This window comes from Synechocystis sp. FACHB-383 (assembly GCF_014698605.1).
GTDB lineage: Bacteria > Cyanobacteriota > Cyanobacteriia > Cyanobacteriales > Microcystaceae > Synechocystis > Synechocystis salina.
The window spans coordinates 19748-36408 of the sequence record NZ_JACJTJ010000039.1 but is presented as its reverse complement, the minus strand read 5'-3'; the positions used below and the strand labels follow the sequence as shown (position 1 = coordinate 36408).

Below are 16661 nucleotides of genomic sequence, written 5' to 3'. Positions count from 1 at the left end.
CTTTAGTGCATTAAAGAGGGCGAGAATGTACGCACCTCCGGGTACTAGCATAGATAAGGTTATTCAAGATTACTGCATAGCTTAACGTCTCATAATTATCCTAATTAGCTATAATTTAACAATGTGGAGAGATTATCTGAGTTTGTCCAGATTTTATTTATCCTAAGGGTAAATTAAGCTTGTTATTTAGTCATTTCTTAACGACTTTCTCAGATTGTTTTGAGCCATGGCAAATTATCCTCATTTTTCTGCTTTAGAGTTAATAAATTTCCCCTAGTTTTTCGTCCTGGCCTAAATTAAGTCGTTGGGCATTGGCCACCTCTCCACAACGGCGGGGAGTGGGAAAAAGCTTGCCGGGATTAGCCAAATTATTGGGATTAAAGCATTGCCGTACCCATTGCATAGTTTCCAAGTCTACTTCGTTGAACATATTGGGCATAAAGCAATTTTTATCCATGCCAATGCCATGTTCCCCGGATAAACTTCCCCCCAATTCCACACAGCGCTTAAGGATTTCTCCCCCCAATTCTTCTACTTTTTCCCAAGCTCCCGGTACTTTTTGGTCGTACAAAATTAGGGGATGTAAATTCCCGTCTCCAGCATGGAAAACATTAGCAATGGCAAAGCCGTATTTTTCGCTCAAAGCGTTAATGTCACTTAAAATTTGTACTAATTGAGTGCGGGGCACTACCCCATCTTGGACAAAGTAACTGGGGCTTAATTTGCCCGCCGCTGCAAAGGCCGCTTTCCTTCCTTTCCACATTTTTAAGCGGGTTTCTTGGTCATAGGCGATCGCCGTGTTGCGGGCTCCATTATTACGGCAAATTTCCTCTACTTTGGCTTGGTTTAATTCCACTTCAATGGGAAGACCGTCTAGTTCTACTAGAAGAATGGCCGCCGCATCCCTAGGGTAACAATTAGTGGCCACCACATCTTCCACTGCATTGATACTGAAATTGTCCATAATTTCCATGCCCGCCGGGACGATGCCCGCCGCAATGATATCGGCTACGGATTGGGCCGTGGCTTCGAGGGAAAGAAAGTCCGCCAATATAACACAGATGGATTCTGGGGTTTTGAGAATTTTTAGGGTAATTTCCGTGGCAATGCCTAGGGTTCCTTCCGACCCGACAAATAGGCCGGTTAGGTCATAGCCGGGCATTTCCGCAATTGGTCCCCCCACTTCCACAATGGAACCGTCAGGAATGACCAGCTTTAGCCCCAGTACATGGTTGGTGGTGGTGCCATATTTCAAACAATGGACGCCGCCGGAGTTCTCGGCAATGTTACCGCCAATGGAACAAACAATCTGACTGGAAGGATCAGGAGCATAGTAAAAGCCTGCGCCACTAACGGTTTGGGTAACCCAGTTATTCACTACTCCTGGTTGGACAACAATGGTTTGATTGTCGTAATCCACTGCCAAAATTTTTTGCATGCGAGTGGTAACAATTAGCAGGCTATCTGCCCCCGGTAAGGCTCCCCCCGATAACCCGGTGCCAGCCCCCCTAGCAATCCACGGAATTTTGCGATCGTGGCAGAGTTTAACTACTGCGGCCACCTGTTCCGTTGTGCGGGGCAATACCACCAGGGCCGGCCGTTGTCGATAACCCGTTAAGCCGTCGCATTCATAGGTGAAGAGCTCATCTTTGCGTTTAATTACCCCATCTTGCCCCAATATTTTTTCAAGCTGGGGGATGAGGTCAACGGCGGAATTTACTGGGGAAGATACAGTCATGGGGTTTGGCAAAGTCCAGGGAAATCAAACAATTCCAGGCTTGGAACCGCTAGATGGATCGTGGTATTATTCTACCGCTTAGGGATAATACAGGGCTTTAGCGCTGGGAGTTCTGGAGAATTGGGCAATTGGGCGCAGTAATTTACTTAATACAGTTATGGATGGTTTTTGGTGACTGATAATTTTTTCCCTATGTTTTCTGCAATGACACTTTTGAGCGTTGGCCCATGACTGAACCTTCCCCCCAACCAACTAAAACGGAGCCAGTGCCCCCCACTCCCCTGCGTTGTTTGGTCGGTTCCGGCATTTCCGCTTCCCTGGCCTGGGGGTTGTATTTGCTGACTTCGGCGATCGCCGTTAGTTTTGCCAGTAAGCCGATGTTATCCGATAAGGCCATTGTCCAGCGCATTGCTTCAGCTGTGAGAACTTTGGTGTTGGGACTAGCCTCCATGGGCACCTTTATTTTTGCCTTTGTGGCGATCGGCCTAATTTTGTTGATGATTCAGTTAATTGTGCAAAAACAACCCTCTGGCAATGATGGAGGGAGTTAATAGGTTGGAGGTGTTAGTAAAAATACGCCTTTTAACTAAGCGTTCGGAAACTTGAAAAATCTGGGCAATATATCGTCGATGAACCTATTCCAGGGGAGTGTTTTGACTTAAACGATAAAATCGCTCCACACCGAAGGGAACTGCGGCCAAGGTCAGTTTTAAGGCCCAGGGAGCAAAAAACAGGGTAACTAAAATGGATAACACTGCCACACATCCTAACGAGGCCCTGATTACGTCTTCCTGCACAGTGAAGCAAAGGATGGCAGAAAAAGAGGCTAAAGCCAAAGACAGGATGGAAAGTACCAACATAAAGCAGTAAGTTTGAGGATGCAGAGGGGGTTCGATCAAGCCAAAAATTCAGTCAGGCGATCGGATGGGGGCTAGGCAAATAAACCTTGGGGCGGCAGACAGTTCCATGGGGAAATATCAATCCTTCACCGCTGTATTTGAATATACCATAAACTTTTGTTAACGGGCAGACAGGGCTCAGTTCATTGCTTACTGCTCTGGGAATTGCCTCTGTTTTGCCGGGAAAAAGATTTAAACAGTCGGCGATTGTGTCGGATTGAACTGCCTCTGCCCTGTTGAAACGGGCTGTGTTCTGCACTTCCAGGTTCCCTTGGGATAACCCTAACCCTGAGTCTTGACTAGGTCGGCGAGCTTAATTGGGAAAATAGGCAAAAAAATAAGGAAGTCCGCAAGGAGTCTTGCCATGTTTCGACCCTCCGGTTGCTTCCTTATTAATCTTACTCCTCACACACAAATAGATACTAGCCGATCGCCCAAGGGCTGGATAGCCGAACCTGTAGCAGTTTAATGATTGGCATAGTTTCTAGCTATGTTTAGTTAATTCCCTAGCCGGGGCGGGGATTGCCGTGACTGCGGGGAGAGGTGGGGTCAGCTTCAATGGTGCGGTTTTCCACCACCGAAGTTTGGCCAGTGACATTGGCGTAGGGGATCGGTTCGTGGGCTAACAGGGCAGTGATGTTTTGCTCCAACACTCCCAACGGTTGTTCTCCAATGCTCTCGGCGATCGCCGTGCCGGTGTCATCCAGGTAAACAAAATGGGGAATACCATCCACCCGATAGCGCAGCACTTCCGGCAACCATTTATTGTTGTCCACATTGAGCATGGCAAAGTTGACTGACCCGCCATAGTTTTTCTTCAACTCTGCTAAATCCGGAGCCATGGCTTGACAGCTAGTACACCAATTGGCATAGAACTCCACCAAGGTGGGACGACCATTGTCCAGGGCTGTGGCCAGGGGCGTGGCCCGCTGAGCCTGGGCTTCCAGGGAAGTGCCCTGGGTTTGAGTTTGAAAACCGAGATAAAGGGCCGCACTCAGGGCGATCGCCACTACGGCTAATAATGCGTTACGAATTTTGGCCGGGGTCATGGGCTGGAGATATTGGGACAAGGTGGGGAATTCTATTCAAGGTAACAAACCAACGCCAGGGACTGATTGGTTGCTTGAATTTTGCCTAACTAAATTAGGACCAATGGGACAGGCTATTCCGTCAGCCATTTTTTAATCCGTTCAATGTCCCGCCAATCGGGCTTACGTTGGAGACCGTCATCCAAGCTTTCCATCACCCCAGTAGCAATTTCTTGATCGAAGGACATCATTTGGGCCGCCAATTCCACCTGTTCCCGTACACCAGTTTTTTTATTGGCCAGCATGGCCAAGGCATAGTTAACCCTGGCCTGGGGGTGGTAGCCGTCGATTTTCACCGACCGCTGGGCCGCTTTGAAAGCCAAAGTTGGCTTGTCGTCTAGGAGATACAGCCAAGCAAGGCAGGCCCACACCGTGGCGTTTTTCGGGGAGCTATCGGCAATTTCCTTAAATACTGGAATCAGGGTTTCGGGGCCTTCCCCCCCGTTATATCTGGCGATCGCCTGGTTGAAAGCATCTTCTGGGGAGATTACGGACTCAGTCATGATCACAATTAGCTGAATTTGGCAGTGGAATGGTTCAAAGCAGTCAAAAAGCAGGCAGACAATCCGCCCAACTCTTAATCTTAAGGGATCTTTTGGTCCCGCCGCGGTCAGGGCCAAAGCCGACTTCCCCTCCTCGGCAATGCTGTACGCTGATCCCCCCCTCTGATAGACTTTTGACTATTAACACTTAATCACAAGCTAGGGAAACCTAATCAGCAGTTGGGAGGATTCAATTCGTGGACAGCACCCTCGGTTTAGAAATTATTGAAGTCGTAGAACAAGCGGCGATCGCCTCGGCAAAATGGATGGGCAAAGGTGAAAAAAACACCGCCGACCAAGTGGCCGTAGAAGCCATGCGGGAACGGATGAACAGAATTCATATGCGGGGCCGCATCGTCATTGGCGAGGGGGAAAGGGATGACGCACCCATGCTCTACATCGGTGAAGAAGTAGGCATTTGCACCAGGGAAGATGCCAAATCCTTCTGCAATCCCGACGAATTGGTGGAAATTGACATTGCCGTTGACCCCTGTGAAGGTACCAACCTAGTGGCCTATGGTCAAAATGGTTCCATGGCAGTGTTGGCTATTTCTGAAAAAGGTGGTTTGTTTGCCGCTCCCGATTTCTACATGAAAAAACTGGCGGCCCCCCCGGCGGCCAAGGGTCACGTTGACATTGATAAATCCGCTACCGAAAACCTCAAGATTCTCTCCGATTGTCTCAATCGCAGTATCGAAGAATTGGTGGTAGTGGTCATGGATCGTCCCCGCCACAAAGAATTGATCCAAGAAATCCGCAACGCTGGCGCTCGAGTCCGCCTCATCAGTGATGGAGACGTTTCCGCCGCCATTTCCTGTGCTTTTTCCGGCACCAACATTCACGCTCTGATGGGTATCGGTGCTGCTCCTGAAGGGGTAATTTCCGCCGCCGCCATGCGCTGTCTGGGGGGTCACTTCCAGGGTCAGTTAATTTACGATCCCGAAGTGGTTAAAACTGGACTAATCGGTGAAAGCCGGGAAGGTAACCTAGAGCGGCTCGCTTCCATGGGTATTAAAAATCCTGACCAGGTTTATAACTGCGAAGAATTGGCCTGTGGCGAAACCGTTCTGTTTGCCGCCTGTGGCATCACCCCTGGCACTTTGATGGAAGGGGTACGCTTCTTCCATGGTGGTGTGCGGACCCAAAGCTTGGTTATTTCTAGCCAGTCCAGCACCGCCCGCTTTGTGGACACTGTTCATATGAAGGAAAGCCCCAAAGTAATCCAACTGCACTAACTTCTATCTCGGCAACTATCTCCGGAAGGTCAAACTCTGGGGAAATACATAGCCGTTTTCCTTGTCCCCTGAAGCTCAAACTTTGGGGGACTTTTGTTTTTAGGTAGTATTATTCATGTAGTGAAGTTAAGATAAAGCCAACCTTAAATCCTCATTATAGTGGTTGATAAAATATAAAATAGCAGATTCATGATTGAAGAAGTCTTTAGAAAATGAAAGGCACTTCCTGAGCAATTTTGAGCATCTTTGTCTTAGGTTATTATTGAATCTTTCTATATGGCTAGTTTCTCCAGTTTCTTTACCACTTGGATGGTGTTTTTTGCCGGCACGACATCCTGATAAGACTACCAAAAGTCTGTATAAATCTCTGCACTTTCTCGATATTTTTAGGGTATTGACTCCCAGAATTGCTGAGCATCTTTTCTTGTCCTATCACCCAAATGAAAGCCTAAAATTTTCTTCATATTTCTGTTTAATGCTAACCAAAGATAAACAGGGTTTTCTTTTGAGCAAACAAAAGACCATAACTCATCACATTCGAGAATCAAACCATTAAAGCAAGACGTTAGACTACTTGTTTCAGAAGAGATTGAGCGATAAAATTTATTAACACAATTCTGCAACCACTTCATTAATATTCCCGGCATTCGCGACATATCTCTTAGAGAAATTTGCTCTAGAAGACTTCGTTTAATGTATTCAATTTCTTACTGGCTTATATAATGTTTGGTATGGTTTTCCACAAAATGGCCGCCGCATTCTTTGCATAAATACTTTCGTTTTTTATTGTGAATGCTGCCATTCTTCAAAATATGTAATGAACCGCATGATGGACAGGGGGGGCGTTTATCTTTGTCATTATTACTCATGGCTCAATCAGTCAATTCAGTGGTGCAAGTTGATATGATTTCTACTGTAGCTAAATTTTAGGGGATAAAGATGCAAGTAGTTTGAAAGTGCTATCCCTGTCGTAATTGCCATCCATTTTATACTTTCACTACACAGATAACACCACCCAAAACCGAACATTCCAGACATCGTAATGTTTTTAATTTTCTTGTGAATTTGGTCTCCGGGCTCATTGCCTACTCTTAACACCCTGACAAGCCTTCCTTCGCCATTCCAAATTACCAACTTATTGCGACTTTTTAGCTCTCTAACTCACGTTAACTTAGGCTGTTTCGACGGAAATGGTTTGGGAGCTTACCAATCTAGTACCGGCTTTTCTGCCCCCTGCTCCCGTTTCCTTTTGGCATCCTTTTCAAACCAGGCAATGATAATTTCTGGGGTCAGATCGGCGATCGCCAATTGTTCCTCCTCTGCAATGGTTTGCAAAAGCCGCAGGGAAGAAATGGTGAGACGGGTGAGAAACTTTTCTGACTGACTAAGCAGGGCCCCATCAACGGCGTGGGACTCGGCAGGGGTGAGGAATTGTTGTCCGGCTTCCATGGGCATAGGTAATTGATGGTGGGAGAAGTTTACAGGCTGGGCAAAACTTGGATAATTTTTTCAGCCACCGTTTGCACCGTTTCCGTTTCCATTTCCGGCCAGATGGGCAAACTCAATACCTCCGTGGCTAGGCGATCGCTGATGGGGTTGGGGGCATACTGACCCCGGTACACCGGCAACTGATCCTGGGGCACAGGGTAATAGATCATGGTGCTAATACCTATACCTTGCATTGCCTTGGCCAGGGCATCCCTTTTACCTTCCTGAATTCTCAGGGTGTATTGGTGAAACACATGGCCGGCGGTGATGGTGGGGGTAATAATACCTTCCACCCCTTTGAACAGATCATTATAGGTTTGGGCTACCCGACGACGGCCGGCGCTCCATTCCTTTAAATGGGAGAGTTTGACGTTCAAAATCGCGGCTTGCAACGCATCCAAACGGGAGTTATAGCCCAGCATTTCGTTTTGGTAGCGTTGTCTGGAACCGTGTACCCTCAAGCAGCGGGCCAAATCGGCGATCGCCTCGTCATTGGTGGTGATTAAACCGCCGTCACCGTAGGCTCCCAAATTTTTGGTGGGAAAAAAGGAAAAGGCTCCCACATCCCCCAGGGCCCCGGTGTATTGACCCATTAGACTTTGTTTAACCTGGTCATCACAGTCCTGGTCACAACCCAAGCAATCCCCGGCATAGACGGCCCCAAAGGATTGGGCACAATCTTCAATAATTTTCAAACTATGGTCATGGGCAAGGGCTTTAATTTGGGCCATGGCCGCCGGTTGACCAAATAAATGTACTGGCATAATTGCCTTAGTGCGGGGGGTGATGGCCGCCTTGATTTTGCTGGGATCGAGGTTAAAGTCGGCGATCGCCACATCGACAAAAACCGGTTTAGCTCCCACATTACTGATGGATTCCGCCGTAGCAAAAAAGGAAAAAGGGGTAGTAATTACCTCGTCCCCCGGGCCAATGCCCAATGCCCTCAGACCAATCATCAGAGCATCGGTGCCAGAATTAACCCCAATGGCATACTTTACCCCCAGGTAATCGGCGGCAGCTTGCTCAAAATCTGCAACGGTTTTGCCCAAAATGAATTGTCCCGATTCCAAGACACCATTCACCGCCTGTTGAATTTCGGCTTTGATCCTTTGGTACTGGGGCTTAAGGTCAAGGATGGGGATGTTCATCGAGCTGCTTAACTAAATATATTGTGGAAAAATAGCGGCGTTGGGCTGAAAAGATGTCCATCAAATTCTAGGGCATGGCCGTCCCCAAGTTGAACAGATTGGCCGTACAGCATCAATGCATTGGCCAAAAATAGGTTCCCCTACTCAATGCCTCTGTTCCGGCATCATCAGCAATGTCCTCCGTGGAAAAAGAACAAAGGTGCTGTGTTTTGGGATTTGAAAGTCCGTTGGTGAAGTTGCAGTTTGTCCTCTAAATCGACCTACTAAAGAGACCGTAATTCTGGGGGACTTTTTGTAGTTTCCCTCCAACTTCAGTATTCAGGGAGTTTTTAGAACCCATTTTTAAACATTCAAATCTCTGTCTGGCCGCTGAAGACCTTTTGAGCTGGCCCCGTCATATAAAGCCGATTGTCCTGGACAGACCATTCAATTTCCAAATCGCCCCCTGGTAATTCCACCGTACAAAGCCGATCGCCTCTACCGGTCAACACCGCCGCCACCACTGTGGCACAGGCCCCCGTCCCACAGGCCAAGGTAATGCCCGCTCCCCTTTCCCAGACTCGCATTTTCAGGCGATCGCCCGCTAAGACCTGAATAAACTCCGTATTAGTCCGTTGGGGAAATTGGGGATGGTGTTCAAATAAAGGACCAATCTCCGTCAAGTTAAGACTGTCCACATCGTCCACAAAGATCAAACAATGGGGATTACCCATGCTCACACAGGTCACAGCCCAGGTTTGCCCCGCCACTGCTAAGGGCAGATCCACCACTTTTTCCCCCGGTTTAGCCAAGGTGGTGGGAATAAGCTCCGCTAACAATTGGGGTTCCCCCATGTCTACTTTGACTTGGCCATCGGCCAATAGTTGGGGGGTGATTACCCCCGCTAAGGTGTGGATGCGATAGGTTTTTTCCCCCACCCCTTCTAGATCTGCCAAAAATTTACCCAAACAACGGATGCCATTGCCGCACATTTCCGGCTCCGAACCGTCGGAATTGAAAATCCGCATGGTGTAATCCGTTCCCCCTTGCCCTGGCAAAGCAAAAATCACCCCGTCCGCCCCGATGCCAAAATGGCGATCGCACAACAGTTGGGCTTGGTCTGGGGTTAAGCAGGGAGCCGCACTCTGACGGTTATCCACCAGAATAAAATCGTTGCCGAGACCGTGGTATTTACTAAAGCTAAGGGCCATGGGATCAGGTTAGAAGGAAACAACGTAAGGCGATCGCCGTTGGGCATGACAAAGAAACCTATTGCCATTAGTATTCTACGGCAATTCTGTCAGGGAGAGGAATGAGAGTCTTACCGACTAAGAAATTGGAGAGAAATTTTGCTCAACAACAGTTTCAATTTGATTTTGCTGAAGCATTTTTTTAAGCTTCATTGCTTGATAATAGTACATTTTAAATGGCAAAGTCGCTGGCAAATTATTCATTGTTTCCGTCGCCGTTTTCAAAGGACAACCTGCAATGCGAGCAATGGCAGTAATACCATCAAAAATTGACATTTTAGAACTAGCTTTGATGATTTTAAGATTCCATTGTTTTGGTTTTAAATCCCCTGCTTCAATGGCCTTTAATCCTGCTATCGTTGCCAAGACAATCAGCAAATTACCTGGAATTAGACGTCGGTCTTCCGAGGGCAAGAAAATTGGCTCATCCTCGGATTTTTCTTGATAAATTATCGGGACAACTCCATAGCCATAAGCCACCTCCGCAATTAATAAGCCCTGGAGTGTATCTTGTTCTTCAATGTAATATTGGGTGACCAAAACTGTCTGTTCTTGCCAACAGGATAAACCAAGGATATTTTCTCCAAAAGCTGCTCCAGTGAACACTTCTGCTGCTGCTACATAGGGGTCAATAATAATTGCTGCTGGTAATAATCCTCCTAAATTTTTCGTCAATGTATCACCATTAGTGCGAATTACTAATTGACAACAGGGATTGATTTTTTGAGTTAGCAATGCCGTTTCAATATTAACAATGTCATCATCAGTAACAACAATAACACTGCTGGCGGTTTCTAGATTAGCTAATTGTAGGCTATCAACTAAGTTATGGCCGTAAATTAAGGGAATATCTAAAAAATCTGACTGGCTAGCAATGGTATTAAAGGTTATACCTAACACATTGATTTTCAATTCCCGCAATTTATTAGCAATTTCTTGTCCAAGTTTGCCTAGTCCGATAATCACCACATGGTCTGCTTTTGGAATAGGGGGACGTTTATTGTAAAACTGAAATTTAGACGATAACAGGGCTTGGGTTAATAGGGCATATAGAACCCCGACAAAGGCGGTACCGGTAACGGTCAGAGCTAGACTGAATAACTGTAACCATTCTGGCAAAGCTGATATAGGTTCAAAGGAGTCGAACAAGTCAGAGTAACCTCCTAGTAGTAAAATAGCAGTTACATAAAAGGAAGAAAGTAAGGTGGTACCGGGATAGAAAAAACTGAATAATATCGTCCCTATAATTAAAAGTAAAAACACTATCAAGCCATAGATAATAGCAACTCTTGCTACCTGTTGCTTAAGACTTAAGCTCCAAAAATTCTTGATCCAGCTACTAATCTTAGTTTGAATTAGGCTTCGAAAATATGAAAAATTTAAGTTGTTATTTTTCCTATTTAAATTAAAATTATATCCTTTATTTAAGAAATAATTTTCTTCTGTTTCTACATAAATAATCGTATCTTGGGCTTGAATTTTTGCTTCTGGATGCCAGCAATGAAAATCAATTGATCGAGACGGCAAATCTCCCTGGTGATTATGGCTTAAAATACGACGATGACGATTGTTAATTTCATCCAAAAAATTATAGCTTAGCCAATGGTGATAATCAGGAACTTGCAAACGATTAATTCTAATTCTTAGTCCTCCTAGATTTAGTAGACTAATGGTTTCTTTACCTAGGGCGGAAAGAGCATAAGCATTGGCTGGTAAATGTTTGGGTTCATAGGCTACAAAATTTCCTAGCTCGTTGCTCAACAAAGAATTGAGATTATCTCTTACACTTCTAACCACTAAACGAGTTTGGGGATTTAAGGCACGGATAGTTATAGCTGTTTCGATATTGATTTTTTCGATGGTGGTAACAATTAAAGCGGCCCGAATGTGGTTGATAGGCAACTGAAGTAAAATACTAGATTGACTGCAATCGCCGATAATTAGTTGGTCTAAGTAATTATCTAAGTTTTTAATTTCCCACTGGGGCGGTAGCTGTTTTTCAATAGCAATTACTTTAACGCCAAATTTTTTCAAAGCGACAACGCAGTGCTGCCCCAGATATCCCAGCCCACAAACCAAAAAATAGTCCATAAAAGTCTTACCTGTGATCAAAAAATTGCGGCGACAACTATTAGTAATTTCGGGGTTTATCCTATGCGTAGTGGACGACGCGGACTGTCTTACTCCGACGGTGTGAGAAAGTCGTGTTATGTTGGACTTAAAACAAAATTTGTCTTCGATTGTACACCCAACACAAAAATCCTCACTATGCTTGAGCTTCATCAGTTTGAACTGTCCCAATATTCGGAAAAAGTCCGCCTCATTCTCGACTTTAAGGGGTTGGATTATCGGACAGTGGAAGTGGTGCCGGGGTTGGGTCAGTTGGAGCTGCTCCGTCTTTCTGGACAAACCAAGGTGCCAGTGCTCAAGGATGGGGACATTGTCATTGCCGATTCGACGGAAATTGCCCTCTACCTAGACCGTAAATATCCTGAAAACCCTCTCCTGTCCCACGATCCGGTGCAACGGGGACAATGTTTGTTGATGGAAGAATGGGCCGACGAATCCATCGGGCTGAAAGGTCGGGTGGCCATGGTGGGGGCATTGAATCAAAATCCTGGTTTGAGGGCTTCTATTTTGCCCAAACAAACCCCTGGTATTTTCAAAAATTTAGTCAGTGCAGTGCCCCCGGCCATGTTGGATTTACTCGGTAGTGGCGTTGGTTTCGGTGGTGATGCGGTCAAGGAAGCTATGCGGGGCCTCCATCAGGACTTGGAAGCCTTAACGTTAATTTTGCAACATCAGCCCTATTTAATTGGCGATCGCCCTACTTTGGCGGATTTAACGGTGGCGGCGTTGAGTATGGTGATCAAAATCCCCGGTGGTGACTATTTAAACATTGCCCAGGAATTGAAGGGTAAGGGCATTCCTGGTTTAGCGGATAACAGTGCCTACAGTACGTTTTTTGAATGGCGCGATCGCCTCTATCGGGAATATCGCCGCAGTCATCGCCCAGGCACAAATCAAACTAACAACGGCGGTGATAGTGGTTCCCCCACCACCATCAATATTGAGTAGGTGGTTTTGAACAACTGATTTGTCTAAGAGCGTGTTTAGCTGGTTAGGTTAGGTTGACCCATCAAAGCTCCAGCCATGATGGGCAATTTTGACCGGGATTTCCTTGAATAATGGAGAAAACCGAGCCATTTCTCCAATCCGATCTCAGCTACTTACCAAAGGGCGGACGGTAATTGAGCTGGAAATACAGACCATCATTTTGCCAATTGCCGGTCAGGTTATCCAACTTGATCACGGGGATGCCATAGTCAAACCGGAAGTTCAGGCCGGTCATGCCCAAAATATCCCGCCAAATGATCCCCAGTCCGGGCCCCACCAGCACAGAATTGGGGGGTAACTGGGTGGGATTGCCAGCACTGTTCCACACTGCCCCAAAGTCCACAAAGGGGGCTAATTCAAACACTGACTTATTGTCCCCATCCCTGGCCAAGGTGATGCGATTTTCCACCGAGAGACGAACGCCGTTGTCAGCGGAACGGGCATTTTGTCGATAGCCCCGCAGGGATTGCCCGCCCCCAATGATGAACAGATAATCCGGCAATAAACTATCGGGGGTGAGCTGGAGGTCCGCCTGCACAATGAGTAGGTTATTGTCATCCAGTCTTTGTAGGCGTTGGGCCTGCCCCAGCCAACTGAAAAATTCCCCACTGGGTAGGGGGCTGGGATTGGTGGTGGCATCGAATAGCCCCGTGCCGAGGTTCATTTGGGAACGGAAAAACCACAACCCGTTTTGATCCCGCAGGGTATAGTCCTGGCCAAATTGGAATACGCTGGTGCGGCTGACGTTGGTCAAATCGGGACGGTTTAGCCCCAAAGTGCGACCATCCTGGTAGCGAAAACCAAAACTCAGGGCAAATTCATCTGTTAAAGAGGTCCAGAGGGGTTGGCGGTAACTAACTTCGTACAGGGGGTTACTGCCGGTGATATTAAAAACGTCGAAGGGAGATTGGGTGATTCTGGTCCAGGTGGGCACAAAGCGCAACTGTAGAGTACCGTCGGTGGGATTGAGGGGCACCCGGTAATTAAAATCCAGGATGTCTAAACCCCCAGTGGTGGAAACGTAATAGCTCCCTGACAGGCGATCGCCAAGGCCGGTGAGGTTTTTGTAGTCCAAGTTGATGCCGATTCGTTCACTGCCCAAACTAATGGGGGAATAGTTATCAAAGCTGAGGTTGGCACTGAAGGGAAAGGCTTCTTCCACCGTGACGGATAAATTGCTCAGACCCACCTTCCCTGTGGGCAAAAGGCTGGCCTGTACTTTCTCCAGCATGGGGTTAATTTGCAACAGCCGCAGACGTTCCTCTAACTGACCCACGTTGACAGGACTATGGACTCCCTGGGCAACCCGGTCACAGATATAGGCTGGGCGCAAACGTCCTCGACCCCGCACTAGGATCGATTCCACCTGGCCTTCCACCACCTGGATTGGCTGTTCTAACCCCCCCCCATTTGGGATTGGTTCCATGGGTCTGGAGATCGCCTGGGAAGTGATGTAACCCTGATTGATGTATAGCTGGGTAATGCCTTCTACTAAGCCTTGGTATAAAATTTCAAATTCCGCCGCTGTCAAGTCCGTGGCAATGGTGAGGGGAACGGAGGTGCTGGGGGGATCCGTTTGCCAGGGTTGGAGGGCGGGTAAAGTTAACAATTCCTGGGGCGAAAATACCGTCATGCCCAGTAAATTTACCTCCAGGGGAGTGCCATCCACCGACCCTTGCAAAAGAGGTATGGGCGCTACGTTAGCAGGAGGAGAAGGGCTAAAGCCACAGGTATCCACCGCTTCCTCGGGGCTGGGAGGAGAAGATTCTGGCCCTAGTTCCAATGGAGTAGGGGTAGGGGGAATCTCAACATCGTCTTCCGATGGCAATGGTTGTAGGGGAGGGGTGGGAACTTGTCCCTGGCTGAGCAAAAATTCCGTTGGACCGATCGCCCGCGCATTGTCTTCTTGATCAATGTCAGTAACTGGGGCAAAGCCATGGAGGGGAGAAAAATCTGCGCTTTCGGCCACAGCCCAGCCACCCAACGAGAAGGGCAGGGAAAAACACAATGCCAATGAGAGGGCGTAACGGTAACTCAACATGGCCCTGGGAATCTCCAGTGGTTAACGGGTCAGAATGGGGGGCTGTGAGCCATTCAGTTAGAGTGTGGAGGAGATATTTGCGTTCCCAGCTCTGATATTAGAGTTAATTTGGGACTGCAGAGTGAATTAAACAGACTTTAACAGGATTATTCGCTTTTGTCAGCCCCAGCAAAACAGACCCCAAAATGTTGTAAAAGCTCCGCGCTGGAGCCTCCTGCCACTTCGTAGAGCCGTTGCCCTAATGCCCTTTGACCTTAGAATTCTTCGGGTTGCTTCAACATTGGCATTTGACCAATCAGCTATGGTTGGCTTTGATTGCTGGGAGTCACTTTTTCTCCTTGCTGGTGCTTTGCGAGGAGTTGATGACAATGGACAATGGGAAAGTTAAGTTGGGGGCGGTTAATTGGCCCTAGGCTGGTTGGTAAAGTTTTGACCCCAACTCCCCCGTTCCTGTCCCCTTGAGAGTGTTAACCTATGGCTCCTTCCCCTGCCCAGATTGTTGACCCCTGTATGTTGGCGGCGATCGACATTGGTACCAACTCCATTCACATGGTCATTGTCCGCATTGATCCGGTTCTGGCCACCTTTACCATTGTGGCTCGGGAAAAAGACACTGTCCGCCTGGGCGATCGGGACCCCCAATCCAACAACCTCACCCCAGCGGCCATGAATCGGGCGATCGCCGCTTTGAAGCGCTGTGTGGAATTGGCCAAGGGCTTGGAAGTGGAAAACATCATCGCCGTAGCCACCAGTGCCACCAGGGAAGCAAAAAATGGCCAGGACTTTCTCACCCGGGTGCAAGCGGAAGTGGGACTGACGGTGGATTTAATTTCTGGCCCGGAGGAAGCCCGGCGTATCTACCTGGGGGTATTTTCCTGCATGGACTTCCACGAAGTGCCCCATGTGATGATCGACATCGGCGGCGGGTCCACAGAGCTAATTTTGGCCGATCGCCGGGACGTGCGCTTTTTGAGCAGTACCAAAGTGGGGGCAGTGCGCCTCACCCAAGATTTTGTCCACACTGATCCCATTGATGGGACAGAATTAGCCGTATTGCGGGCCTATGTGCGGGGTATGTTGGAACGCCCAGTGGATGAAATCAAACAACGACTTGATGGCGAGGAAAAAGCCCAACTAGTGGGCACCTCCGGCACCATTGAAACCCTGGCCACCATGACCGCTTTGCAAAAACAGAAAGAAGTTCCCAATCCCATCCAGGGTTATAGCATTACCCACAAGGATGTGGAGGAATGGGTCAAAAAATTAGCCAGTCTTAATTGCCAAGAGCGATTTCAAATTGCCGGCCTGTCCGATCGCCGGGCGGAAATTATTTTGCCGGGGGCCGTGATTTTGCTCGAAGCCATGACCATGCTGGAGTTAGATAGCATCACCATTTGTGAGCGGGCGTTGCGGGAAGGCATGATTGTCGATTGGATGCTCACCCATCGCATTATCCAAGACCGGATGCGCTTCCAGGGAGAAATTCGCCAACGGGGAGTGCTGAAAATTGCCCGTAAATATCAGGTAGACCTAGGTTTTGGGGAAAGGGTTGCCCAATTTGCCACCAGCTTTTTCGACCAGTTACAGGGAGTTTTACACGACTGGGGAGAAACCGAACGGGAATGGCTCTGGGCCGCCGCTATTTTGCACAATTGTGGTACTTATATAAGTCACTCTGCCCACCATAAACATTCCTATTATTTAATTCGCAATGCCGAACTACTGGGTTACACAGAAATTGAACTGGAATTAATTGCGAACATTGCCCGCTATCATCGTCGCAGTAAACCCAAAAAACGTCACGAAGATTACATCAAACTGTCCGAACCCCACCGTCTAGCAGTAAGACAATTAAGTGCCTTGCTCCGGTTAGCGGTGGCCCTGGATCGTCGTCAAGTGGGGGCGATTGAAAGTTTTGATTGTCAGTACGACCAGGAGAACCGGCAATTACATCTACATATTACCCCTAAAGATCTTGATGACGATTGTGCCTTGGAACTATGGAATTTAGATTATAAAAAAGTCATCTTTGAAGAGGAATTTAATACGAAGGTGGTGGCGACTTTAGCCATTTTGCTGCAGTCAAATAAAGGCTAGGGAGGAAGTTTAATTTAAGTTATGATGAGGGTTTTCATG

Annotated in this window: 13 protein-coding genes and 1 pseudogene; 4 read left to right on the top strand and 10 right to left on the bottom strand. The window is 47.6% G+C overall.

Features of this window, described 5'->3' with window-relative positions; genetic code table 11:
* Positions 1–259 precede the first annotated feature (259 nt).
* Positions 260–1738, bottom strand: coding sequence for a glycolate oxidase subunit GlcD (gene glcD / locus H6G45_RS11010; protein WP_190598485.1), 1479 nt, complete (start codon positions 1736–1738; stop codon positions 260–262).
* Positions 1739–1965: 227 nt separating this feature from the next.
* Here glcD and H6G45_RS11005 point away from each other — a divergent pair, with 227 nt between their 5' ends.
* The gene (locus H6G45_RS11005; RefSeq protein WP_190598484.1) at positions 1966–2289 is read left to right on the top strand and encodes a DUF3082 domain-containing protein; all 324 of its coding nucleotides are present in this window, start codon (positions 1966–1968) and stop codon (positions 2287–2289) included.
* Between the two features lie 84 nt (positions 2290–2373).
* Here H6G45_RS11005 and H6G45_RS11000 read toward each other — a convergent pair whose 3' ends face one another.
* The 3 genes from H6G45_RS11000 to H6G45_RS10990 form a co-directional block, all read right to left on the bottom strand.
* Positions 2374–2598: a riboflavin synthase subunit alpha gene (locus H6G45_RS11000; protein ID WP_190598483.1), complete on the bottom strand. Its 225-nt coding sequence runs from the start codon at positions 2596–2598 to the stop codon at positions 2374–2376.
* A 545-nt stretch (positions 2599–3143) separates the two neighbouring features.
* On the bottom strand, positions 3144–3686 hold the full coding sequence (locus tag H6G45_RS10995; protein ID WP_190598482.1) for a thioredoxin family protein: 543 nt from the start codon (positions 3684–3686) through the stop codon (positions 3144–3146).
* 113 nt (positions 3687–3799) lie between these two features.
* Positions 3800–4228 (bottom strand): hypothetical protein, encoded by a 429-nt coding sequence (locus tag H6G45_RS10990; protein ID WP_190598481.1) that lies wholly within the window; start codon positions 4226–4228, stop codon positions 3800–3802.
* A gap of 236 nt (positions 4229–4464) precedes the next feature.
* On the opposite strand from H6G45_RS10990, the gene glpX reads away from it, so the two are divergent.
* Positions 4465–5502: a class II fructose-bisphosphatase gene (gene glpX / locus H6G45_RS10985; RefSeq protein ID WP_190598480.1), complete on the top strand. Its 1038-nt coding sequence runs from the start codon at positions 4465–4467 to the stop codon at positions 5500–5502.
* 126 nt (positions 5503–5628) lie between these two features.
* Here the strand turns inward: glpX and H6G45_RS10980 are convergent.
* The 5 genes and pseudogenes from H6G45_RS10980 to H6G45_RS10960 all read right to left on the bottom strand — a co-directional run bounded on the left by H6G45_RS10980 (position 5629) and on the right by H6G45_RS10960 (position 11458).
* Positions 5629–6371: pseudogene (locus H6G45_RS10980) on the bottom strand (IS1 family transposase).
* 334 nt (positions 6372–6705) lie between these two features.
* On the bottom strand, positions 6706–6957 hold the full coding sequence (locus H6G45_RS10975; RefSeq protein WP_190598479.1) for a hypothetical protein: 252 nt from the start codon (positions 6955–6957) through the stop codon (positions 6706–6708).
* 23 nt (positions 6958–6980) lie between these two features.
* On the bottom strand, positions 6981–8138 hold the full coding sequence (locus H6G45_RS10970; protein WP_190598478.1) for a DegT/DnrJ/EryC1/StrS family aminotransferase: 1158 nt from the start codon (positions 8136–8138) through the stop codon (positions 6981–6983).
* 350 nt (positions 8139–8488) lie between these two features.
* Positions 8489–9328, bottom strand: coding sequence for a diaminopimelate epimerase (dapF, locus tag H6G45_RS10965; RefSeq protein ID WP_190598477.1), 840 nt, complete (start codon positions 9326–9328; stop codon positions 8489–8491).
* 117 nt (positions 9329–9445) lie between these two features.
* Positions 9446–11458 carry an NAD(P)-binding protein gene (locus tag H6G45_RS10960; protein ID WP_190598476.1) on the bottom strand — a complete coding sequence of 671 codons (2013 nt, stop codon included), beginning with the start codon at positions 11456–11458 and terminating at the stop codon, positions 9446–9448.
* A gap of 177 nt (positions 11459–11635) precedes the next feature.
* Here H6G45_RS10960 and H6G45_RS10955 point away from each other — a divergent pair, with 177 nt between their 5' ends.
* A complete protein-coding gene (locus H6G45_RS10955; RefSeq protein WP_190598475.1) occupies positions 11636–12445 on the top strand; it encodes a glutathione S-transferase family protein in 810 nt (269 codons plus the stop codon).
* Between the two features lie 148 nt (positions 12446–12593).
* Here the strand turns inward: H6G45_RS10955 and H6G45_RS10950 are convergent, their stop codons facing one another.
* Entirely contained in the window at positions 12594–14525 is a 1932-nt protein-coding gene (locus H6G45_RS10950) for a ShlB/FhaC/HecB family hemolysin secretion/activation protein (RefSeq protein WP_199309710.1), read from the bottom strand.
* A gap of 474 nt (positions 14526–14999) precedes the next feature.
* Between H6G45_RS10950 and H6G45_RS10945 the strand changes: the two genes are divergently transcribed.
* The gene (locus H6G45_RS10945; RefSeq protein ID WP_190598474.1) at positions 15000–16622 is read left to right on the top strand and encodes a Ppx/GppA phosphatase family protein; all 1623 of its coding nucleotides are present in this window, start codon (positions 15000–15002) and stop codon (positions 16620–16622) included.
* Positions 16623–16661 lie beyond the last annotated feature (39 nt).